Genomic DNA, 21005 nt, shown 5'->3' on the forward strand with positions numbered 1-21005 from the left:
CCAGGTCACTGAACATGCGGACATATGGGGCGAAGCGCGGGCTGAATCAGTTGGCGGAGGCGTCGTCGCAGGTTCCGGCCTGCGGGCAGAACCAGGTGACGGCGGTGGCGAGCAGCTCCAGCTCGTCGGCGTGACCGTCCGCGTCGGGGCCGTAGGCGGCGATGGCGTAGATCGCGCCGTCGGACGCCACGAACCGTTCGTCGTAGACATGCCAGGTGCCGATGTCGGGCTCGCCCTTGAGGGAGTCGGCCGTGTATTCCAGCCGGGTCCCCGTGAAGCTGCCGTCGTCGAGGGTCTGAAGGCCGAGCTTGCGGAAACCGGCCGGCTTGGGCGTCTGGTCGGAGAGGTACAGCTCGAACGACGCGGCCGGGGTGGGCTCGGCCACCTGGTACACCTGGAGCCGGTGGTCGCCGTCCCCGCTGCGGTAGTTGACCACGTCGATGCCGTACGTCGACGCCACGGTGGAGCGGGTCCAGCCGTCCGGGTAGGCGATCCGGAAGCCCTCGGGATCGTCGAACGAGGTGTAACCGGGCGGGAGTTCGGGGGTCGAGGCGGACGGCGAGGGAGACGGCGACGGGGACACGTCCGTGGACGGCGAGGTGCCCGGCGTCGACGAGGAGGCGGCGACCGTGCGACCACCCTCGCCCTTGCCGTCGTCATGCCCCTGACCGACCACGAAGGTGAGCACCAGGCTTACAACGACCCCGACCGCGGCGGCCCCCACGATCACGGACCAGACAAGCCGCCGACTGTACGCGGGCCGGGACGACACCGGCCCGGACGAGACGGTGGGCGGAGCAAAGGAGGCGGGAGGCAGGGACGACGGCGGAAGCGGGGACGGGGGCGGGGGCAGAACGGAGTGCCAGTCCGGAGACGCGGAGTCCGTTGCCGGGGCCGAGTGCCAGTCCGGAGACGCGGAGTCCGTTGCCGGGGCCGAGTGCCAGTCCGAAGGCGCGGAGTCCGGAGCTGGGGCCGAGTGCCAGTCCGGGGGCGCGGAGTCCGGAGCTGAGGCCGAGTGCCAGTCCGGGGGCGCAGCGGCCGGAGTCTGGGCCGAGTACCAATCCGAAGGCGCAGCATCCGGAGCCGGGGTCGAGTACGAGTCCGAAGGCGGAGCGGCCGGAGCCTGGCCCGAGTACCAATCCGAAGGCGCAGCATCCGGAGCCGGGGCCGAGTGCCAGTCCGAAGGCGGAGCGACCGAAGCCGTCGGCGCCTCCGGGTCCACATCCTCGACACCCGCCACGTCCTGCGAACCCGACCCCGAATCCGAACCCGGCTTGGACCCCGCACCCGACTCCGCACCGGCATCCGCCCCCGGCTCCGGCTCCGACCCCGGCTCCGAACCGGAACCCCGCCCCGCCCCCGACCCGTCGCCGTCCTCCCAGCGCTGGGTCTCCTCATTCCAGTACCGCGGGCCCGATCCTGATGCCGACCACCAATCCGACCCCGCCCCTGACCCGGACCCCGATCCCCATCCCGCTCCCCCGCTCATCGCATCCCTCTCCCCACCCGGCTCACAGTCCCACCAGGCCCGCCACGGCTCCCGCCGAAGCGAGCACGGTCAGCAGGGACTGCGAGTCGGAGAGCAGTTCGCGCAGGCGTTCGCGGCGCGTCGGGGCCGCCTGCCCGGTGCGGGTGATCTCGTCCTCCGTGTCGGCGAGCGCGGCGTCCAGCACCGCCGTCTGGTCCGTGCCCCGCACCCGCTTGAGATCGGCCCGCAACTCCCTTACGGCCTTGAGGAGTTCCTCGGTCGCCTGGTCGCGTCCCGGCGCCACGCCGTGGTGGCTGACGGCCCGCGCGTGGCTGCCCACGGCGAAGGTGCTGTGGGAGACGTCCCCGAAGCTGACGTTCGGCTCATCCGTTGCCATTGGTCGAAGGCCCCCTCGTGGAGTTCGTGGAGTTGGTGGTGTGAGTCGTGCGCGTGGAGGACGCCGACCCGTGATCGCCGACCACGAACGTGCTGCCCTCCACCTTGTCCGCGTGCACGGTGTTGTTGCTGACGTTGGTGATCTTCTGGACGAACTCGCCGGTGAGGTACCCCGATGCGGCGAGCGCGTTCGTCACCCCGTGGGCGACCCGGTCCTGAACATTGCGCAGATACCGCCGGACGTCCATCTCCTGGAACGTGGACCCGGCCGACGCCGACCCCAACTCCCTTACGGACAGGGCCGGTCCGTCGGGCAGCGCGCCCGCGTAGCCGCCGGTCAGCAGCCGCCAGGCATACAGCGCGCCCCGGCCGAGCACGACGAGGGAGCCGACGGCGGAGCGGGGCACCCGGGCGACGGCCCAAGCCGCCTTGCCGAAGGCGTTGTTGTGGCGGAAGCGGTGGGCCGTACGGTCCGCGTTCTTGAAGTCCTCGCGGATCGGCAGCAGGACGTGCGGGGCGATCTCCAGGGTGAGCATGCGGCCCTGCGTGTGGACGCGCACGAACACCGTGACGACCAGCTCCTCCTCCCAGCCGCCGACGCGGATGCGCAGGAAGTGCCGCCGCTTCTCGGCGCCCTCCTCGACCGCCCGCGCCCGGTGCTCCTCGAAGGCCTGCGGGTAGTACGGCGCCTCTTCGCGCCGCATCAGCCCCTCCGCGGGCAGGAACACGCACTCGTCGATCTCCAGCCGGCGCAGCCGGTCGCGGCCCAGGTGGACGGCATGGTCGGCGGGCAGCCGGAGCTGGGCGAGCAGGGGGCGGATCGTCTCCAGGACCGTGCGGTTGCTGATCGGCCGCTGTTCCTTCTCGGGGTCGGGCCGGAGTTCGGCGGCGAGCACCCAGGTCTCGTACGAATCGCCGGCCCCGCAGAACGGGCGGGCCTCGTGGTACATGACCAGCGGCGCGTGCTGCTCGATCCGGACCCGGTTCCTGAGCCGCTGGAAGCGCTGGCCCTCGCCCTGCTCGGCGGGGTCGTTCGCGGCGTCCGGGAAGCGCTGCGGGGACAGTTCGGCGGCCAGCACCCGGGCGAACTGGCCGCGTTGGGCCGCCAGGCAGTAGGCGATCAGCGCGAACAGGGCGAGGGTGACCCAGGCCTGCCAGGGTTTGATCAGGCTGCCGAAGTCGTCGGTGCTGGGGACCAGGAGATCGGTGGCGCTGGTGGAGCCGGAGGAACCGTACGAGTCGTAGGACCCGTACGACCCGGAGGTCGAGCCGTAGGACGACGACGAGTCGTCCGGGCCGCCGCCGAAGGCGATCACCACCGTGAAGAACAGCAGGAACGCGAACATGAAGCGGCCCCACCAGCGGAGCAGGAAGGCGGCGATCAGCCGGTACAGCGGCGGATGCGCGGCGCGGCCCCTGATCCAGCCGCCGACCGCGAGGTAGAGGCTGGGGAACAGGAACAGGGCCAGCAGTCCGCCGCTGAGCAGCGAGCCCACCACCCACAGGCCCAGGATCGCCCCGGCCCACTGGAGCTCCAGACGGCTGGCCCGCACCGCGTGCGCGAGGACGCGGGCCGCGTCGAACCCGAGTGAAGGGGCCACGAGGCGCTGTTCGTTGAGATGCAGTTCGTCGATGACGCGGTCGCGGTAGCCGGAGTCCAGATAGGTGCCCGCGCACAGCAACCGGGTGGCCTCGCTGGCGTGCGGCGGGACGGGGGGCGGCGGCTGTGGCTGCGGTTGGTGCGGCACGAAAGCGGTACTCACGCGACTCCCCCGATGCGCGGAACTGAGCTGCTGAACACCCACACCCCAGCAGTTACTGACAGAGAGTCAGCATAGACCCGCGCTGCGCGACGATGGACGCCAATTAATCCTTTGACTAAAGTCAAAGAAATATGAGGCCCGTCGCAGAACCCGTCACAGAACCGGTGTCACCCGAGGACGTCGCGTCCTTCCGTCGCTTCAACCGCTACTTCACCCGCCGCATCGGCGCCCTGGACGACCACTACCTCGGCCAGGACCGCCCGCTCGGCGAGGCCCGGCTGCTGTTCGAGATCGGTGCCGGGGTCTCGCTGCGCGAGCTGCGCGGCCGACTCGCCCTGGACGCCGGGTACTTGAGCCGGATGGCGAAGTCCCTGGAGGCGCAGGGCCTGGTCCGGCTGACCGTGCCCCCGCACGACACCCGGCTGCGCCTGATCGAGCTGACCGGGGCGGGCCGCGTCGAGGTCGAGGAGCAGCAGCGCCGCGCCGACGCGCTCGCCGCCGGCCTCCTCACCGCGCTCACCCCGCCCCAACGCGCCGAACTGGCGCACGCGTTGGCCACCACGCAACGCCTCCTCCGCCTGGCCGGCATCACGGTCGCCCTGGTCGACGGCGCCGCCGAGGACGCCCGCGCCTGTCTCGACGCCTACGCCGCCGACATCGACGCCCTCTTCCCGGAGGGCTTCGACAAGACCGACCTCGTGCGGCCGGAGGAGGTCACGGGGGACGCGGGCGCGTTCTTCGTCGCGTACGAGGAGGGGCGCCCGGTGGCCTGCGGGGCTCTGCGCACCCTGGAGCCGGGCACCGGCGAGATCCGGCACGTCTGGGTGCACCCCGACGCCCGCCGCCTCGGCCTCGCCCGCCGCATCCTCGCGGAACTCGAACGGGCCGCCGTGGCGCACGGGTTCACCGTCGTACGGCTCGACACGCACGCGGCGCTCACGGAGGCGCAGGCGATGTACCGGGCGTGCGGGTACACGGAGATCCCGGCCTACGTCGACCACGTCTACGCGGACCACTGGTTCGAGAAACGGCTAACCGGGGCGCGCTGACCCCTGCTCCGCCAGCAGTTCCCGTACGCAGGATCGCAGCCAGGCGTGGGCCGGGTCGGCGTCGTGGCGCGGATGCCAGGCCAACCCGACCTCAAGGCTCGGGAGTTGGAGCGGCACGTCGAAGGTGACCAGGCCCAGGGTGTGGGCGATGGGCACGCTCCAGAGGCTGATCAGGCCGACCAGGTCCGTGTCGCGCAGCACGAAGAGCGAGGCCGGAAAGGTGCCGACGGTCCCCACCACCCGGCGTTTCAGGCCCAGTTCGGCCAGGCCGGTGTCGATGGGGCCGTGCAGTTTGCCGCGCCGCGAGACGATCAGGTGGTCCGCGTCCCCGGCGAACCGCTCGGGCGTCAACTCCCCTTCCAGCAAGGGGTGTCCGGCCCGCACCACGCCGACCATCCGGTCCTCGTGCAGCATCTCGACATGCACCTCGGGCGCGGTCGAGTCGACGACCCCGACCTCCAGGTCGGCGGTGCCCTGCCGCAGATACGGCGTGTCCACATGGCTCTCGGCGAGGAACCGGACGCGGATGCCGGGCGCCTCGGCGGCGGCGCGGGCCAGCAGCCGGGCGCCGTAGAGGGCCGGGAAGGTGTCGTGGCCGATGATCGTAAGGGTGCGGCTGACGGTCCTGAGGTCGGTGTCCCGGCCCGGCGCGAACAGGGCCCGCGCCCGCTCCACCACCGCGCTCACCTCGGCGCGCACGGCCAGCGCGCGCGGGGTGGGCACCATCTTCCGCCCGGCCCGCACCAGCACCGGATCACCGAGCGCCTTGCGGATGCGGCCCAGTGTGCGGCTCATCGCGGGTTCGGAGAGATGCAGCCGGTGCGCGGCACCCTGCACGCTCTGCTCCTCCAGCAGCACGTCGAGGGCGACCAGCAGATTGAGGTCCAGCCCTCCGGCGCTTCCGGATTGCGTCACACGCATTCTCCCCTTGCAAAGGTTGCACTGGAATGCAGGTCATCCCCGAGCCTACGGTGACAGGGCACCCACCACCACACCGGACTCCCTGGAGGAGCCGTGCCCTCACACGCCCAGAAGCCGACCCATGAGCCCGCCCCCGACCGCACCCTGAGGCGCTCCACCCTCCTCACCCTCTGCGCCTGCGTCCTCGTCGCGCAGAGCATGGTCGCCGCGATCAACCTCCTGATCCCGCAGCTGAGTTCGTCCTCCCTGCACCCCTCGCACACCGAACTGCTGTGGATGGTCGACGCGTACGTCATCGTCTTCGCGGGACTCCTCATCCCGGCCGGCGCGCTCGGCGACCGGCACGGCCGCAAGGGCGCGCTGCTCGCGGGGCTCGCCCTGTTCGCGGCGGGGGCCGCCACCAGCGCGCTCGCGCAGAACCCGGCGACGCTGATCGTGGGCCGCGGTCTGTCCGGCGCGGGCGCGGCGCTGATCACGCCCGCGACGATGTCGATCCTGGTCCACCTCTCCGCGCCGGAACACCGATCCCGCGCGTTGGCGTCCTGGACCCTCGCGCTCGGCCTCGGCGGACTCGCCGGGAACCTCGGCGGCGGCCTGGTAGGTCAATTCCTGTCCTGGCGTGCCCTGTTCGGGGCGATGGTCCCACTGGCCGCCCTGCTGGCCCTCGCGGTCACCCTGACCACACCCCGTACGGCCCGCTCGACGCGCAGCAACCTCGACCCCGCCGGCACCGCCCTCCTGACCACCGGCCTGGTCGCGCTGCTCTTCGGCATCATCGAGGGCCCGGCCTACGGCTGGACCTCCCCGCGCATCATCACGGCCTTCGCGGCGGCCGCCGTCCTCATCGCGGCGTTCACCCTGCACGCCCTCCGCTCCCCCACCCCGCTCCTCGACCCGCGCGTCTTCGCCTCCCCCACCCTCCGCGCGGCCACCCTCGGCACGGCCACCGGCTTCTTCGGCCTGTTCGCCCTCTTCTACGTCAACTCCCAGTACCTGCAAGGCATCAAGGGCTACGGCGCCGCCGTGACCGGTGTCGCGATCGTGCCGCTGACGATCGGCATGGCGCTGGTCCCGAAGCTCGCCGTCCGCTGGTCGCACCGCCCCCGCGCGGTCATCGGCACCGGTCTCGCCCTGATCGGGCTGGGTCTGCTGGGCGCGTCCACCGCCGACGCGGGCACCCCGTACTGGACGTACGCCTGCTGGCTGCTGGTGATCTCGGCGGGGACCGGGCTGTCGATGCCCGCGCTCACGGTCGGGGTCGTCACCTCGCTGCCACCGCACCGGACGGGCCTCGGCTCGGGTCTTGGCACCTCGGCCCGTGAACTGGGCGCGGCGCTGGGCGTGGCGGTGACCGGCACGATCCTGGCCGCCCACCCGGACCTCGGTCACGGCATGGGCCCGGCGCTGCGCACGGTCGGCGTGATCGTGCTGGCCGCCACGGCGGTCGTGATCGTCGGCCACCGCACCCGCCCGACGCCCACACGTACTATCGCGTCCGAGGAGGAACGCGTACTATCGCGTCCAGTCGGCCAGTCCTGATCGCCAACTCCCCCTATGCATGACCCAGTTGAGGAGCCACCCGTGCCCAACGCCCTCCTGAACCCCGTCCTCGACCTGGTCACCCTCCGCGCCACCGTCACCGCGGCCGAGCAGATCACCGCCCGCATGCGCCGTCTGCGCATCGAGGGCGACGCCCTCACCGGCCACGACGTCCGCCCCGGCCAGCAGGTCCGCGTCCTGGTCACCGGCCTGACCCTGCGCACGTACTCGGTGTGGCGCTACGACCCGTCCGGCGCCGTCGAGTTGTGCGTGCTGGACCACTCCGAGGGGGGACCCGGGGCGCTGTGGGGGAAGAGCGTCGGTGTCGGTGAGCAGGTGCGGCTGCGGAAGCCGGAGGGCACGTTCACGCTCCGCCCGGACGCCTCCCACCATGTCTTCGTCGGCGAGGAGACGGCGTCCGTCGCGTTCGCCGCGATGCTGGCCGCGCTGCCCGAGGGGGCACGGGTCTCCGGCTGCGTGGAGACGGAGGCGGCGGCGGACCGGCTGCCGATGGCGCACTCGGACCGCCTCGACTGGCTTGTCAGGGGCGGGACTTCACTCCCGGACGCGGTGAGGGAGCTGGCGCCCGAGCCGGGCGGGATCGCGTACGTCGCCGGGGAGGCCCGTACCGTGCAGCAGGTCCGGCAGGTGCTCGTCCGGGACGTGGGATGGGACCGGCGTTCCGTTCTGACGAAGCCGTTCTGGGCGCCGGGGAAGCGGGGCATGGAATAGGGCCCCGCGCCGGTCGAAACCGGAGCGGGGCCCAGGGGAACCCGTGACCGGGCCCTCAATTCAACTGTTCACCCTCACCTACCCGCTGGGGTGGCTCAGATGAGGCCGAGGGAGCGGACCGCCTCGCGCTCCTCCTCCAGCTCCTTCACCGACGCGTCGATGCGGGCGCGGGAGAACTCGTTGATGTCCAGGCCCTGGACGATCTCGTAGACGCCGTCCTTCGTGGTGACCGGGAAGGACGAGATGAGGCCCTCGGGGACGCCGTAGGAGCCGTCCGACGGGATGCCCATCGAGGTCCAGTCGCCGTCCGCCGTGCCGTTGACCCAGGTGTGGACGTGGTCGATGGCGGCGTTCGCGGCGGAGGCCGCGGAGGACGCGCCGCGGGCCTCGATGATCGCGGCGCCGCGCTTGGCGACGGTCGGGATGAAGTCCTCGGCCAGCCACTTCTCGTCGTTCACGGTCTCGGCGGCGTTCTTGTCGGCGACCGTGGCGTGGAAGATGTCGGGGTACTGGGTGGCGGAGTGGTTGCCCCAGATGGTCAGCCGCTTGATGTCGGCGACCGTGGTGCCCGTCTTCTTCGCGAGCTGGGTGAGCGCGCGGTTGTGGTCGAGGCGGGTCATCGCGGTGAAGCGGTCGGCCGGCACGTCCGGGGCGGCGGCCTGCGCGATGAGCGCGTTGGTGTTGGCCGGGTTGCCGACGACGAGGACCTTGATGTCGTCCGCGGCGTTGTCGTTGATGGCCTTGCCCTGCGGCTTGAAGATGCCGCCGTTCGCGGAGAGCAGGTCGCCGCGCTCCATGCCCTTGGTGCGGGGGCGGGCGCCGACGAGGAGGGCGACGTTGGCGCCGGCGAAGGCGACGTTCGGGTCGTCCGTGATGTCGATGCCCTGGAGCAGCGGGAAGGCGCAGTCGTCGAGCTCCATCGCGGTGCCCTCGGCGGCCTTGAGCGCCGGGGTGATCTCCAGGAGACGCAGCTTGACCGGCACGTCCGCGCCGAGCAGCTGGCCGGAGGCGATGCGGAAGAGCAGGGCGTAACCGATCTGGCCGGCCGCGCCGGTGACGGTGACGTTCACGGGAGTGCGGGTCATGGCGTTCTCCGTTATGACAGCTGGCGGTGGGGCGGCACTGCCCCGGGGTGCGGACGTACAGATGATCGATCTCTTGGCGTCAAGAGATCCACCGGTCAGGCTATCGCGCATCCGCGATCCCGGACTCCCGGGTCCGTGTGGCCCACCCCACAGAGCGGGGTCCGGGGCATGGGAAACGCGGACCGGGGCACACAAAAAGGCGGCCGTCCGGCTCGGGAGAGGAACACCGGACGACCGCCGTGGGGGGACCGGGGGTCCGGACTCCCGTGGGGGTACTTTTCCCCTGCCCGAAAGCGGGACGGCCATTCCGCACGTACACCGAATCCCCACACTTACGGCTTAGCCGGTGCACCCCTTCTGCCCCGACGCGAGCGTCACACACGCCTTCGCCTCACCGGCGTCCCTCACGGCCACCATCGGGGTGTAGGCGATGGCGTCGTCGGCCGCGGTGATGGTGTCGGTCTCCTTGGCGGTGCCCGCGCCGATCTGCACGGAGTCCCCCGCGACACCCGTGGTGATACGACCCCAGGCCGCGCGGCAGGTCTTGCTGTAGCGGACCTCGACGACGGTCGTGCCGACGGTCGCGGTCCGCGCGGTCGTCACCGCGCCCGCCTCCGTGGTGCACCCCATCGCCTCGGCGTCCTTGCCGGTGCAGCCCTCGCCCACGCACTTCACCCCGGCCGGCAGATCGGGCTCGGTGCTGGTGGACGCCGAGGCCGAGGTGTGCGAGGCCCCGGCCTTCCTGTCGTCGCCGCCGTCGCCGTTGCCGTGGGTGAACAGGAACACGGACCCGATCACGACGAGCGCCCCGAGGACCCCGGCCCCGAACATCAGTGCCCGGCGCTTGGCCCCGCCCATGCCCTCGGGCGGCGCGGGCCGCGAGGGTTCGCCGCCGGGGACCGGTGTCTCGGGCTCGGGCTTCGCGACGGGCGCCGGGGCATGGGGCCGGGCCGGGCCCGGATACCCGGCGATCCCCCAGGAGTTGGCGACCTTCGCGGGCCCCTCCCGTACGTCCTTCGCAGCGCCTTCCCGTACGTCCCTCGAAGAACTCGAAGAAGCTTCCCGTACGTCGCCGTCGGGCGCCGCCGACCGCGGCGGCACCGTGGGCGACACCCCCGCCGGACCCGCGATCCCCGGGGTCGCGGTGACGCTGCCGCCGCCCTTGCGGAACACCTTTCCGGCCTTGGCGGGGGCCGCCGGGGCCGCCCCGGCCTCGCCCAGCGCCGCCCGCGCCCGGGAGATCCGGAGCGCCTCCATGGTCGTGTCGTGCCGCAGCTCGGAGCGGCTCCAGGCGCGCTCGGCCAGCTCCCACAGGGTGGTCAGATGGACGGGACTGGTGCCGGTGACCTCGGCCAGGGCGATGACCGCACCCTTGGGCGCGAGGAGCTTGCCGTTGAGATAGCGGTCCCAGGACGTCTTGCCGTAGCCCGTACGGTCGGCCACCGCCGCGATGCTCAGGCCGCTGCGGTCCACGAGTCTGCGCAACTGGCTCGCGAACTCCCTGACCTGCGGATCGAGTTCATCCGGCAAGGCCCTCCAACGAGGCATTGCTTCCCCCTCTGCCCTGAATTGCCCACGCTAACGCGGTTGTCGGTCGGCTTCGTTGCATATCCTCGAACTTGTCAATACATCGACACAAGGGCCACGACTCCCACGACAGCGGTGAGGAGCAGGAGAAGCAACAGCACCAACGTGTACCGGAGCAGCCGTCCGCCGGGCCGTTGCTCCGGCTCCTCGGGAGGGGTGTCCCACCAGGGAAGGGTCGGGTCGTCCCGGTACTCGTCCCCGCCGTCCGCCCGTTCGGGGACCGGCACCGGACGGGGCCAGGCCTGGACCGCCAACTCCCAGCGCACTCCGATGCGTTCGGGGTCGACCCCGGCCACCCGGCACAGGGCGAGCACGGCCTGCCGGGGCGGGGGCTGGGTGGCGTTGAGATAGCGGTGCCAGGAGGACTTGCTGTACGCGGTGCGCGCGCCGAGCGCCACCAGGCTGAGCCCGGTGCGGTCCTTGAGGAGGCGCAGCTGCTCCACGAAGTGCCGTACCTCCGCCGGCAGTTCGTCCGGCAGCGGCTGCCAGCCGCCCATCGCACCTCCCCGGTGTCCCCCGTGCCCCCTTGCGCCCGCTCCGAGCGAAATGACGACACCGGAAGGGGAACGGTTCCCTCGTCGCCGCGCGGTGCGTGCCACGTAGCGAAACGGTCACCCCCCTGCCACAGCGCGCCGACAGCTGTTGAACAGGCTGCCGACAGGGCGACAAGCTGCATGCAGACGGCGGCGCGTCCTTGCTCGGGGGAGGGGACGGGCCGCCGTCGTGTGTCGTGAACTGCCGTGCGCCAGGACCTAGTTGCTGTTGACCGTGTAGTGCAGCGTGTCCTTGAGGTACGGGATCGTCAGCCACGGTTTCGGCTGCGCCATCATCGCCAGCAGGACGATCGCGAGGCCGAGGATGCCGTACGTGACGATGTCGGTGAAGCGGGAGCGTACGGCGAGCATGCCGACGTCCGGCATGACCCAGCGCAGGACGGCGCCGGCCAGCAGGGCGGCGCCGATGAGCAGGGTGCCGTAGCGGAAGACGTCGAAGGCCGTGAGCAGGAGGCCGAGGCCGACCGTGCCGAGGACGGCGAGGATCGGCCACTGGCGGGCCGGGGCCGGAGCGTCGCGCGGGGCGGCCCGGCCGCCGCCCTCGGGGCGGGCGGTGTCCCGGGTGAAGAGGGGGAAGCGGCGGGTGGCGCGGCGCGGCTTGCCCTCGGCGTCGGGCGCGCTGACCGCGTCCGTGACCTCGATCTCGTCCGGACCCTCGATCTCGTCCGGACCCTCGATCTCGTCCGGGCGCTCGGTCTCGTCCGGGCGCTCGGTGACCGCGGTGTCCTTGGCCCGGGTGTCCTGGGTGTCCTGGGTGCCCTCGGCCTTGCCGGGGTTGCTGTCAGGCGACACTGCGCTCCGCCGCCTCGACCACGTTGACGAGCAGCTGGGCGCGGGTCATCGGGCCGACTCCGCCGGGGTTCGGGGAGATGAACCCGGCGACCTCGGCGACGCCGGGGTGGACGTCGCCCACGATCTTGCCGTCGGCGTTGCGGGAGACACCGACGTCGAGGACGGCGGCGCCCGGCTTCACGTCCTCGGGGCGGATCAGATGGGCGGAACCGGCGGCGGCCACGATGATGTCGGCGCGCTTGAGGTGCGAGGAGAGGTCACGGGTGCCGGTGTGGCACTGGGTGACGGTGGCGTTCTCGCTGCGCCGGGTGAGGAGCAGGGGCATCGGGCGGCCGATGGTGACGCCGCGGCCGACGACCACGACCTCGGCGCCCTTGATCTCCACGCCGTAGCGGCGGAGCAGGGTCAGGACGCCGTTCGGGGTGCAGGGCAGCGGGGCCGGCTCGTTGAGGACGAGGCGGCCGAGGTTCATCGGGTGGAGGCCGTCGGCGTCCTTGTCCGGGTCCATCAGTTCGAGGATGCGGTTCTCGTCGATGCCCTTGGGGAGCGGGAGTTGGACGATGTACCCGGTGCAGGCCGGGTCCTCGTTCAGCTCCTTCACCACCGCCTCGATCTCGTCCTGCGTGGCGGTGGCGGGCAGTTCGCGCTGGATGGAGGCGATGCCCACCTGCGCGCAGTCCCGGTGCTTGCCGGCGACGTACTTCTGGCTGCCGGGGTCGTCCCCGACCAGGATCGTGCCGAGGCCGGGCGTGACGCCCTTCTCCTTCAGCGCCGCCACGCGGGCGGTCAGGTCGGACTTGATCGCGGCTGCGGTGGCCTTGCCATCGAGAATCTGGGCGGTCATGGACCCATCCTCGCGGATGACGCCCCCCGGGTTCCAATCCGGGTGCACCCCGGCTGTATCGCCATGATCACTGATGTTGCACTTACACAACACCTATGGAATGCCGCTGGACAAAAACTCGCCCCGAATAGAACGATGAACGCCGCAGTACTGCGGTAGGTGTTGGGGGGCAAGCCGCTCATCTCGTGACGTACCTCCGCGCAATCCGCATCGTCCCCGCATTGCCAACGGAGGAAACCCGCCATGAGTTTCGACCCGAACAACCCCTACGGGCAGCCACAGCAGAACCCCCAGCAGGGCTACGGCCAGCCGCAGGGCCAGCCGGGCTACGGCTACCCGCAGGGCGCCCCCCAGGGCGTCCCGCCGCAGCAGGGCTACGGCTACCCGCAGCAGCCGGGCTACCCCGGTTACCCGCAGGCCGGCTACGGCGCGACCCCGCCGTACGCGAACTGGGGTCAGCGGTTCCTGGGCACGCTGGTGGACGGGCTCGTCTTCCTGGTGCCGTACATCCTGATCATCGTCAGCCAGGGCAAGGGCGTGCTGCTCGCGATCGGCGCCATCATCATCATCGGCGTCGCCATCTGGCAGCTGATACAGGAGGGCAAGACCGGCCAGACCGTCGGCAAGAAGGCGCTGGGCATCCGCCTGGTCCGCGAGAGCGACGGCCAGCCCCTCGGTGTCGGCATGGCGTTCGTCCGCCGCCTCGCCCACTTCCTCGACTCCCTGGCGTGCTACCTGGGCTGGCTGTGGCCGGCGTGGGACGCGAAGCGCCAGACGTTCGCGGACAAGGTCTGCGGCTCGATCGTGATCCGCACGCAGTAGTAGTTTCGCGGGTCCGTCGCTGTTCCCCGGGGCCGTGTCACCACGTGGTGATGCGGCCCCGGGGCGTTGACGCTCCGCTATTTCAGGGCGTCGATGAACGGGGTCCAGGCGGGGGCGGGAATGAGGAGGGCGGGTCCGAGGGGGACCTTGGAGTCCCGGACGGGGACGAGGCCGGGGAGGTCATCGCGGACCTCGACGCATTCACCGCCGCTGCTGTTGCTGTAGCTGCTCCTACGCCACACTTCTGTGATCCTCCGAGGTAGAGGGCTAGGCCGTACCGGCCCACTCGATGAAGGGGGTCCAGGCGGGGGCGGCGATGAGAAGAGCGGGGCCGTGAGGGGCCTTGGAGTCCCGGACGGGGACGAGGCCGGGGAGGTCGTCGCAGACCTCGACGCAGTCACCGCCGCTGCTGTTGCTGTAGCTGCTCCTACGCCAAACAGCGGTGCTCAAGTCAGGCCCTGTGCTTGCCATTTCGGTGGTCCTCCGCCGCTTGCTCGATCATGTCCAGGGACGTCTCCGGCGGTAGTGCCGCGGCCCTGAGCAGATCGTACGACCTTCGGTAGTCCTTAACGAGGGCCGGATAGTCGATCAGTTGGCCACTGTGCAGGCCCTCCGTGTACACCACAGGCGGCGCGTCCGGAAAGGTCATCACCTTGATCATGCCCATCATGAGCGGGTAGGACGTCGTCGTTTCCGGAAGGACTTGCAGAACGCCTTGCGTGGAGCGGACCACCTGCGCGATGTGCTCCAACTGCGCTGCCATCTCGCCGGACGGCAACAGCGGCTTGCGAATCAGCTCCTCCCGAACAATCGCCCAGAACGACGGGCGTTCCTCCCGCTCCCAGAGCTTCGCACGCACGAGGCGTGCGTTGACCTGTGCCTCAACGGTGTCGGATCGCAGCCATGGGCTACCAGTCCGAATGACCTTGAGGGCGTACGCCTCCGTCTGCAACAGCCCCGGAAGTAGCGCTGGCGCCCACTCTTCAATCGACTCGGCGTACTTCTCCATCTCGGCGACATCCGCGAAATACTCCGCATGCCCTGACTGCTTCGCCTTCCGCGCGTCTTCACACCGGCGCTCGAAAAAGCCGTCCGTGCCCAGCCGTTGGTCGACGTGCTTGGCCAGGTCCAACGGCATTCTCCGCTCACCGCGCTCGATCTGGCTCAGAAACGGGACGCCTCGGAAGCTTCCCTCCGCCAGCTGTTCGAGCGTGAGGCCCGCCGCCTCCCTCTTGAAGCGCAACTCCGCGCCGTAGAAGGAGGGGACATTCGCCGACGCGTCGGTGTCCTTGCGTGGGGGCACAACTCACCACCGCCTTTTGCCAGTTCCCGGGTGCAACCCAAACCCCTGTCACGGTACGAGACTTCGCGTCACTCTGTGAGTGATTCGTCACAGAGAGAGGCGTACGGCCATGATCAGTCCCCGGTCCCACGAGGCCAACACCCACGTCGCGGAGCTACAGGACGCGTTGGCGGCGCACGGGATCATCCTGCCGTCACTCGGTGTCGACCTGCCCTCGGTCGTCCAGACCTACCGCGCCCCGCTCGTCGAACTCGGCAACTGCAACCTCGACACCGCGAGGGCCCTCACCGCCGCCCTCCGCAAGGCGGCCGGCCGGTGACTTCGCTCCGCCTCGAACTCCTCGCCGCCGCCAAGGCGGTACCGGAAGCCCGTCGGGCCGTACGGGCACACCTCGGCGTCCCGTGTCCCGAAGTCCAGCTCTGTGTCAGCGAGTTGCTGACCAACGTGATCAAGCACCTGGGCGAGGGCACCCCGGTGAGCCTCGGGGTGACGTGCCGCGACGGCCGGGTCCGTGTCTCCGTCACCGACCCGGAGCCGTACGCCTGGCTCGTCGTACGGGATGCCGGGCCGGACGACGAGAACGGGCGCGGGCTGCTGCTGCTCGACGCGGTCGCCGTGCGGTGGGGCGTGGCACAGGGGCCGGAGGGCAAGACGGTGTGGTGCGAGCTGGAGAGCCCGCACCCACACCACATGTCGGACCTCAGTGGAAGAAGTGCCGCGTCCCCGTGAAGTACATCGTGACGCCCGCCTTCTTCGCCGCCTCGACACTCAGCTCGTCGCGCAGCGAACCACCGGGCTGGACAACGGCCTTGACGCCCGCGTCGAGCAGGACCTCAAGCCCGTCCGGGAAGGGGAAGAACGCGTCCGAGGCCGCGTACGAACCCTGCGCCCGCTCGGCCCCCGCCCGCTCGACCGCCAGCTTCGCGGAGTCGACACGGTTGACCTGGCCCATACCGACGCCGACCGACGCACCGTCCTTGGCCAGCAGGATCGCGTTCGACTTCACGGCCCGGCAGGCCTTCCAGGCGAAGGCGAGTTCGGCCAGCTCGGACGCGGACAGCGCCTCGCCCGTCGCCAGCGTCCAGTTGGCCGGGTCGTCGCCGTCGGCCTGGAGGCGGTCCGTCACCTGGAGCAGCGCGCCTCCGTCGATCGCCTTGATCTCCACGGCGTTCGACGGGCCGCCCGGCGCCTTCAGCACCCGGATGTTCTTCTTCTTGGCCAGGGCCTCCAGCGCGCCGTCCTCGTAGTCCGGCGCGACGATGACCTCGGTGAAGATCGGCGCGACCTGCTCCGCCAGCTCCTTCGTCACCGGGCGGTTGACCGCGATCACGCCGCCGAACGCCGACAGCGGGTCGCACTCGTGCGCCTTGCGGTGCGCCTCGGTGACATCCGAACCGATCGCGATACCGCAGGGGTTGGCATGCTTGATGATCGCGACACAGGGCTCGTCGTGGTCGTACGCGGCACGGCGCGCGGCATCCGTGTCCGTGTAGTTGTTGTACGACATCTCCTTGCCGTGCAGCTGCTCGGCCTGCGCCAGGCCACCGCCGCTGCCGTCGACGTAGAGGGCCGCGGGCTGGTGCGGGTTCTCGCCGTAGCGCAGGGTGTTCTCGCGCTCCCAGGTGGCGCCCAGGAAGTCCGGGAACTGCGAGTCGTCGACCGGGGCGTACTCGCTCGCGAACCAGCTCGCCACCGCCACGTCGTACGACGCCGTGTGCTGGAACGCCTCCGCCGCGAGCCGCTTGCGGGTGGTGAGGTCGAAGCCGCCGTTCTGCACGGCGTTCAGGACGTCGGCGTAGCGCGCGGGGCTGGTGACGACCGCGACCGACGGGTGGTTCTTGGCGGCGGCACGGACCATCGACGGGCCGCCGATGTCGATCTGCTCGACGCACTCGTCGGCGGACGCGCCCGACGCGACCGTCTCCCGGAACGGGTACAGGTTGACGACCACCAGGTCGAAGGGGGCCACCCCCAGCTCGTCGAGCTGCTGACGGTGGCTCTCCAGGCGCAGGTCGGCGAGGATGCCGGCGTGCACCTTGGGGTGCAGGGTCTTGACCCGGCCGTCCAGGCACTCGGGGAAGCCGGTCAGCTCCTCGACCTTGGTGACGGGGACACCGGACGCGGCGATACGGGCGGCGGTGGAGCCCGTGGAGACGAGCTCCACGCCCGCCTCGTGCAGGCCGCGGGCCAGCTCCTCAAGACCGGTCTTGTCGTAGACGCTGACCAGCGCGCGGCGGATGGCTCGCTTGTTGCTCTCGGCGGTCACTGGATAACTACCTTTCGTCCCTCAATGCGATAGCCGTTGCGGGCGAGCCGCCCCACGACATCGACGAGCAGCGTGCGCTCGACTTCCTTGATGCGCTCGTGCAGAGCGCTCTCGTCGTCCTCGTCCCGGATCTCGACCACGCCCTGAGCGATGATCGGCCCGGTGTCGACGCCGTCGTCGACGAAGTGGACGGTGCAGCCGGTGACCCGGGCGCCGTACGCGAGCGCGTCCCGTACGCCATGGGCTCCCGGAAAACTGGGCAGCAGGGCGGGATGCGTGTTCACGACCCGGCCGCCGAAGCGGGCCAGGAACTCCTTGCCCACGATCTTCATGAACCCCGCCGACACGATCAGGTCCGGCTCGAACGCGGCGGTGGCCTCGGCGAGCGCCGCGTCCCACTCCTCGCGCGTCCCGAAGTCCTTCACCCGGCACACGAAGACCGGCAGCCCCGCCCGCTCGGCACGGGCGAGACCCTCGATGCCCTCACGGTCCGCCCCTACGGCCACGATCTCGGCGCCGTACGCCTCGGTGCCTGCGGTGTCGATGGCGTCGAGGAGCGCCTGCAAATTCGTACCGGATCCGGAGACCAGCACGACGAGGCGCTTGGCCACGGGCTTGGCGGCCACGGCGGGGCCCTTTCTCGGGGGAGCGTCGTCTTGTGCGGCCGGCTGGTGCATCCGTATGTCTCGTGCGTTCATACGAATGCTTCGCGCCCCGGGATACGGGGAAGTCTACGAAGCGGCCGACCGTCAGCAACGATACCGGCACACCGGACAGCCCCCACGGGACGGGGGCGTGGCCGGAAGGTAGCGTCTGGGGCGAGCGGGTTCGGGAACGCCGCCCTCGTGCGACGCGTTCACGAGGTGACAGCTCATGCAGTGACCGCTCATGAAGTGACAGTTCATGCCGGAGACGTATCCACCAAGGGGAAGACGCTCATTTGATGCCGGACCGCAGTCTGCGACTTCTCACGTTCCCGCCGCAGTCGGTGCTGCTCAGGGAGCGGCCCTCCTCACCGCCCGACGCACCCTCGGGTGACTCTGGTTCCACGGGTCCGTCGGATTCATCAGGTTCGTCGGGTTCCTCAGGTTCGTCCGGCTCCTCGGGTTCTTCCGGTTCCTCGGGTTCTTCCGGTTCTTCGGGCTCCTCGGACGACAATCCGTTCGCGCCGCCGCCCGAGGGCACCCCGGACCGGCCGTGGCAGCCGCGGCGGCCGGAGGGTGGTCAGGGCGGTGACGGACCGCAGAGCGACGGCGGGCAGTCGCCGTGGGGCAGTCAGTGGAGCGACCAGCAGCCCGGACGTTCCCAGGGCGGCTTCGGCGACCGGCCCGGCAGACAGGGCGGACCGGGCAGCCAGGGCGGTCCGGAGGGACCCGGTGGCGGCCCCGGCCAGGGAGGCATGCGCTGGGACCCGACGGACCCGGCACAGCGCCGCGCGCGGTACGCGCTGCTGAGCGGCATGTGGGCCTTCTTCTTCGCCCTCTTCAGCTGGCCGTACGTGGCCCTGCTGCTCGGCTCGCTCGCCCTCTACTGGGGCGGCAGCGCCCTGCGCGCCAAGCCCGGCACCGGCGACCCCGACACCCCGGCGGTCCCCGAGTCGCAGGCCCGCCCGCAGACGACGGCCGCGGTGAGCGGCCTGGTCACCGCGTCCCTGGCGATCGCCCTGGTCGCCGCGATGTTCGTCGCGCAGCTGGCCTACAAGGACTTCTACACCTGCACCAACGACGCCCTCACGAACGAGGCCAAGCAGTCCTGCAACCAGCTGCTGCCGAAGGACCTGCGGGGAATCCTGGGCACCAGCAACTGACCCGACCCATGGGCGGCGCCGGTCAGTTCGCCACCGGCGGTTCCGGCTCGCCCGGGTGGTCCGAGGGCCCCGCTTGTTCCGGGTGGCCCGAGTGGTCCGAGTAGTCCGAGTGTTGCGAGTGCTCCGGGTGTTCCGAGTGCTCCGGGTGTTCCGAGGTCTCCGGTGGCGTGGACGCCTCCCGCAGGGCCGCCCAACGGGCCTCGCGGGAGGCGTCGTCGTACCAGGGCGTGGGCGCCGGCTCCGACGGCACGTCGACGGGCAGGAAGTCGTACGGGTCGAACGTGGAGTCGTGGTCGTAGGCGATGTACGGCTGGTCGACGGGCGTCTGCGCGGGCACCGGTACCGGCACCGGCCGCTCCGCCTTCGGTTTGCGCGCGACCCAGCCCCGGGCGACCGCGAACGGCTTCCGGAACCAGCGTTGCGGGTCGGCACCGGCAGACACCGGCGCGGGTACGGAGACGGGCGGGGCAGGCGAGGCAGGCGCGGACACCGGGGGCGGGGTGACGGCCGCACCACCCTTCCGCGGCTTCCCGATCGTCGGCGCGGGCACCCGGCGCTTCCGCAGCCGCCACGCCCGCAGCCCCACCGCCGTCGGCACGGCCACCGCCGCGATCCACGCCAGCGCCGCTCCCCCGGTCTGCCACCACACCGGCCCGAACCGCGCCAGCGCCGCACCCCCGAGCGGCCCGCCGGACAACTCCGCGAGCAGCGCCAGCACCACGGCGCAGAGCGCGGCGGCGAGCAGGGCGGTGGCTGCGGTACGGCCGCGCGCCCAAGGGGCCTGCGCCGAGGCGGTCCTCGCCGAAGGGGCCTGCGTCGGCTGCTGCCGGAGCCCGGCGCCGATGGCCCGCCGCTGCTGTTCCTCCGTCAACTCGCCTGCGCTGTCGGCCCGTTGACTCGCCGTGCCGCCCACCGCGACCCGGGCCACGAACCATCCCGCCATCACCCCGGCGGCCACCGGCACCAGCCCGGCGAGCCAGTTGAGCGGGGTTCCGGCGCCCGCGTCCGGGACCGCCGCGAGGAGGGGGAAGGGCGGGAGGAGGGGCGCCGGGTCCGAGGAGAGGGGGGCGACCGTGTGGTGGACGCCGAGGGCGAAGCCGGGGCCGAGGGCGTAGGACGCGGACCACACCGCCGCGTTCGGGATCAGCGCGAGGCAGAGCAGCAGGACGGCGAACCGGCCCGACAATCCCTCCGTCAGCTGGAGGAACGACGTCCGGGCCGCTCCGCCGTGCCAGATCAGGGACGCTCCGAGCAGCAGCGCGCCACCGCCGAAGAGCACGGACGTGCCGAGTCCCGCGGCGCGCACCGCGGTGCCGATGCGGGCCCGGGACTCGCGTGCCTCCGGGCCGAGGACGAGCCGCCGTAGCCCGGCCGGCAGCAGGATCAGCACGCTCAGCACGGGTTCACGCGGGTGCCCGTACGCCGTCCACACCCCCGAACCGGCCGCGCCCGCCGCGAGCAGCGGCAGGCAGACCGCGGTCCAGCTCCAGGACGGGGAGAGTTCCCCGCCGGACGCGTAGAGGGCGGTCGCGGTGCCGACGGCGAGGTAGCCGACGGCGACGCCGGTCCACGCCGTGCGGGCGGCGATCAGGGGCGGGCCCTCGGGGTCGTCCTCGTCGGTCTCCCCGCCCAGCACCGCGTGCCGTGCGGCCCGGTGCAGCAGCCACAGCGGCAGGGCGAGGAGCAGGAGCGGGGTGACGCCGACCGGTGCGGGGGCGCCGGAGAGGGTGTCGGTGCGGACCAGTTCGACGCCGTGCGCGAGGAGCCACAGGGCGGCGGCCACGTGCAGGGCGCCGCCGGGCCCGCTGTCGGGGTACGGCGAGCTGATCCACAGCACCGTCACGAGTACCGCGAACGAGCCGAGTCCGAGCCCCGCCGCGACCGCGCCACCCAACAGGCTGGCGGCCAGTCCGGGGGATCGGTCGCGCATCCGGGTGAGCAGGGGCGACAACAGCGCTCGGCGGTGGGTCATCGGCATCACGCCCGCCATGCTCCCAACGACACGCGCTTTCTCGTCGTAACAGGCGAACCTCGGAAGTGTCGCCCAATATACGTTTATGTACTTTTTCGTACGAAG

The 21005-nt window shown here is 71.4% G+C and carries 22 protein-coding genes; 7 read left to right on the forward strand and 15 right to left on the reverse strand.

Annotation, left to right across the window (positions count from 1 at the left end; all coding sequences use genetic code 11):
* Positions 1–46 precede the first annotated feature (46 nt).
* From ACIRB1_RS11880 to ACIRB1_RS11890, 3 genes are all read right to left on the reverse strand, one after another.
* A complete protein-coding gene (locus ACIRB1_RS11880; RefSeq protein ID WP_403465423.1) occupies positions 47–730 on the reverse strand; it encodes a hypothetical protein in 684 nt (227 codons plus the stop codon).
* A 781-nt stretch (positions 731–1511) separates the two neighbouring features.
* On the reverse strand, positions 1512–1865 hold the full coding sequence (locus ACIRB1_RS11885) for a hypothetical protein (protein WP_403465424.1): 354 nt from the start codon (positions 1863–1865) through the stop codon (positions 1512–1514).
* On the reverse strand, positions 1852–3627 hold the full coding sequence (locus tag ACIRB1_RS11890; RefSeq protein WP_403465425.1) for a hypothetical protein: 1776 nt from the start codon (positions 3625–3627) through the stop codon (positions 1852–1854). The genes ACIRB1_RS11885 and ACIRB1_RS11890 overlap by 14 nt, the downstream gene beginning before the upstream one ends.
* 131 nt (positions 3628–3758) lie before the next feature.
* On the opposite strand from ACIRB1_RS11890, the gene ACIRB1_RS11895 reads away from it, so the two are divergent.
* The gene (locus ACIRB1_RS11895) at positions 3759–4676 is read left to right on the forward strand and encodes a helix-turn-helix domain-containing GNAT family N-acetyltransferase (protein WP_352182074.1); all 918 of its coding nucleotides are present in this window, start codon (positions 3759–3761) and stop codon (positions 4674–4676) included.
* Here the strand turns inward: ACIRB1_RS11895 and ACIRB1_RS11900 are convergent.
* Positions 4659–5597: a LysR family transcriptional regulator gene (locus ACIRB1_RS11900; protein WP_352182073.1), complete on the reverse strand. Its 939-nt coding sequence runs from the start codon at positions 5595–5597 to the stop codon at positions 4659–4661. The genes ACIRB1_RS11895 and ACIRB1_RS11900 overlap by 18 nt on opposite strands.
* 93 nt (positions 5598–5690) lie before the next feature.
* On the opposite strand from ACIRB1_RS11900, the gene ACIRB1_RS11905 reads away from it, so the two are divergent.
* Positions 5691–7136: an MFS transporter gene (locus ACIRB1_RS11905; protein WP_403465426.1), complete on the forward strand. Its 1446-nt coding sequence runs from the start codon at positions 5691–5693 to the stop codon at positions 7134–7136.
* 42 nt (positions 7137–7178) lie between these two features.
* Positions 7179–7868, forward strand: coding sequence for a siderophore-interacting protein (locus ACIRB1_RS11910; protein WP_352182071.1), 690 nt, complete (start codon positions 7179–7181; stop codon positions 7866–7868).
* Positions 7869–7963: 95 nt separating this feature from the next.
* Here the strand turns inward: ACIRB1_RS11910 and ACIRB1_RS11915 are convergent, their stop codons facing one another.
* The 5 genes from ACIRB1_RS11915 to ACIRB1_RS11935 all read right to left on the reverse strand — a co-directional run bounded on the left by ACIRB1_RS11915 (position 7964) and on the right by ACIRB1_RS11935 (position 12730).
* Positions 7964–8953, reverse strand: a complete 990-nt coding sequence (locus ACIRB1_RS11915; RefSeq protein WP_403465427.1) for a malate dehydrogenase — start codon at positions 8951–8953, stop codon at positions 7964–7966.
* 339 nt (positions 8954–9292) lie between these two features.
* Positions 9293–10483, reverse strand: coding sequence for a DUF2690 domain-containing protein (locus ACIRB1_RS11920; protein ID WP_352182069.1), 1191 nt, complete (start codon positions 10481–10483; stop codon positions 9293–9295).
* A 92-nt stretch (positions 10484–10575) separates the two neighbouring features.
* Positions 10576–11037, reverse strand: coding sequence for a helix-turn-helix transcriptional regulator (locus ACIRB1_RS11925; RefSeq protein WP_352182068.1), 462 nt, complete (start codon positions 11035–11037; stop codon positions 10576–10578).
* Between the two features lie 255 nt (positions 11038–11292).
* Positions 11293–11772: a DUF3017 domain-containing protein gene (locus ACIRB1_RS11930; protein WP_403465779.1), complete on the reverse strand. Its 480-nt coding sequence runs from the start codon at positions 11770–11772 to the stop codon at positions 11293–11295.
* Positions 11773–11875: 103 nt separating this feature from the next.
* A complete protein-coding gene (locus ACIRB1_RS11935) occupies positions 11876–12730 on the reverse strand; it encodes a bifunctional methylenetetrahydrofolate dehydrogenase/methenyltetrahydrofolate cyclohydrolase (RefSeq protein ID WP_328829588.1) in 855 nt (284 codons plus the stop codon).
* A 243-nt stretch (positions 12731–12973) separates the two neighbouring features.
* Between ACIRB1_RS11935 and ACIRB1_RS11940 the strand changes: the two genes are divergently transcribed.
* Entirely contained in the window at positions 12974–13552 is a 579-nt protein-coding gene (locus ACIRB1_RS11940; RefSeq protein ID WP_352182067.1) for an RDD family protein, read from the forward strand.
* A gap of 77 nt (positions 13553–13629) precedes the next feature.
* Here ACIRB1_RS11940 and ACIRB1_RS11945 read toward each other — a convergent pair whose 3' ends face one another.
* The 3 genes from ACIRB1_RS11945 to ACIRB1_RS11955 are packed head-to-tail and all read right to left on the reverse strand — an operon-like array spanning position 13630 to position 14855.
* Entirely contained in the window at positions 13630–13794 is a 165-nt protein-coding gene (locus ACIRB1_RS11945) for a DUF397 domain-containing protein (protein WP_403465428.1), read from the reverse strand.
* A 25-nt stretch (positions 13795–13819) separates the two neighbouring features.
* Complete coding sequence (locus ACIRB1_RS11950) at positions 13820–14023, reverse strand: DUF397 domain-containing protein (protein WP_403465429.1); 204 nt, start codon at positions 14021–14023, stop codon at positions 13820–13822.
* Entirely contained in the window at positions 14004–14855 is an 852-nt protein-coding gene (locus ACIRB1_RS11955; protein WP_403465430.1) for a helix-turn-helix domain-containing protein, read from the reverse strand. The genes ACIRB1_RS11950 and ACIRB1_RS11955 overlap by 20 nt, the downstream gene beginning before the upstream one ends.
* Before the next feature lie 109 nt (positions 14856–14964).
* Between ACIRB1_RS11955 and ACIRB1_RS11960 the strand changes: the two genes are divergently transcribed.
* The gene (locus ACIRB1_RS11960; protein WP_403465431.1) at positions 14965–15174 is read left to right on the forward strand and encodes a hypothetical protein; all 210 of its coding nucleotides are present in this window, start codon (positions 14965–14967) and stop codon (positions 15172–15174) included.
* A complete protein-coding gene (locus ACIRB1_RS11965; RefSeq protein WP_403465432.1) occupies positions 15171–15584 on the forward strand; it encodes an ATP-binding protein in 414 nt (137 codons plus the stop codon). Before ACIRB1_RS11960 ends, ACIRB1_RS11965 begins: the two co-directional genes overlap by 4 nt.
* Here ACIRB1_RS11965 and purH read toward each other — a convergent pair.
* On the reverse strand, positions 15556–17121 hold the full coding sequence (gene purH, locus ACIRB1_RS11970) for a bifunctional phosphoribosylaminoimidazolecarboxamide formyltransferase/IMP cyclohydrolase (protein WP_403465433.1): 1566 nt from the start codon (positions 17119–17121) through the stop codon (positions 15556–15558). The two genes, ACIRB1_RS11965 and purH, sit on opposite strands and share 29 nt — an antisense overlap.
* Complete coding sequence (gene purN / locus ACIRB1_RS11975) at positions 17118–17747, reverse strand: phosphoribosylglycinamide formyltransferase (RefSeq protein WP_403465434.1); 630 nt, start codon at positions 17745–17747, stop codon at positions 17118–17120. The genes purH and purN overlap by 4 nt, the downstream gene beginning before the upstream one ends.
* Before the next feature lie 317 nt (positions 17748–18064).
* Here purN and ACIRB1_RS11980 point away from each other — a divergent pair, with 317 nt between their 5' ends.
* Positions 18065–18928 carry a hypothetical protein gene (locus ACIRB1_RS11980; RefSeq protein ID WP_403465435.1) on the forward strand — a complete coding sequence of 288 codons (864 nt, stop codon included), beginning with the start codon at positions 18065–18067 and terminating at the stop codon, positions 18926–18928.
* A 22-nt stretch (positions 18929–18950) separates the two neighbouring features.
* On the opposite strand, the gene ACIRB1_RS11985 is transcribed toward ACIRB1_RS11980, so the two are convergent.
* Complete coding sequence (locus tag ACIRB1_RS11985) at positions 18951–20918, reverse strand: DUF6350 family protein (protein ID WP_403465436.1); 1968 nt, start codon at positions 20916–20918, stop codon at positions 18951–18953.
* Between the last annotated feature and the right edge of the window lie 87 nt (positions 20919–21005).

Origin of the sequence: Streptomyces sp. NPDC096013 (assembly GCF_044763565.1) — a bacterium.
Lineage (GTDB): Bacteria > Actinomycetota > Actinomycetes > Streptomycetales > Streptomycetaceae > Streptomyces.

What these genes read in the sequence shown, in the direction of transcription:
- ACIRB1_RS11885 (WP_403465424.1), bottom strand. Translation starts at nt 1,865, where the DNA reads ATGGCAACGGATGAGCCGAACGTCAGCTTCGGGGACGTCTCCCACAGC.
- ACIRB1_RS11895 (WP_352182074.1), top strand. Translation starts at nt 3,759, where the DNA reads ATGAGGCCCGTCGCAGAACCCGTCACAGAACCGGTGTCACCCGAGGAC.
- ACIRB1_RS11900 (WP_352182073.1), bottom strand. Translation starts at nt 5,597, where the DNA reads ATGCGTGTGACGCAATCCGGAAGCGCCGGAGGGCTGGACCTCAATCTG.
- ACIRB1_RS11915 (WP_403465427.1), bottom strand. Translation starts at nt 8,953, where the DNA reads ATGACCCGCACTCCCGTGAACGTCACCGTCACCGGCGCGGCCGGCCAG.
- ACIRB1_RS11925 (WP_352182068.1), bottom strand. Translation starts at nt 11,037, where the DNA reads ATGGGCGGCTGGCAGCCGCTGCCGGACGAACTGCCGGCGGAGGTACGG.
- ACIRB1_RS11935 (WP_328829588.1), bottom strand. Translation starts at nt 12,730, where the DNA reads ATGACCGCCCAGATTCTCGATGGCAAGGCCACCGCAGCCGCGATCAAG.
- ACIRB1_RS11940 (WP_352182067.1), top strand. Translation starts at nt 12,974, where the DNA reads ATGAGTTTCGACCCGAACAACCCCTACGGGCAGCCACAGCAGAACCCC.
- ACIRB1_RS11950 (WP_403465429.1), bottom strand. Translation starts at nt 14,023, where the DNA reads ATGGCAAGCACAGGGCCTGACTTGAGCACCGCTGTTTGGCGTAGGAGC.
- ACIRB1_RS11960 (WP_403465431.1), top strand. Translation starts at nt 14,965, where the DNA reads ATGATCAGTCCCCGGTCCCACGAGGCCAACACCCACGTCGCGGAGCTA.
- ACIRB1_RS11980 (WP_403465435.1), top strand. Translation starts at nt 18,065, where the DNA reads ATGCCGGACCGCAGTCTGCGACTTCTCACGTTCCCGCCGCAGTCGGTG.
- ACIRB1_RS11985 (WP_403465436.1), bottom strand. Translation starts at nt 20,918, where the DNA reads ATGGCGGGCGTGATGCCGATGACCCACCGCCGAGCGCTGTTGTCGCCC.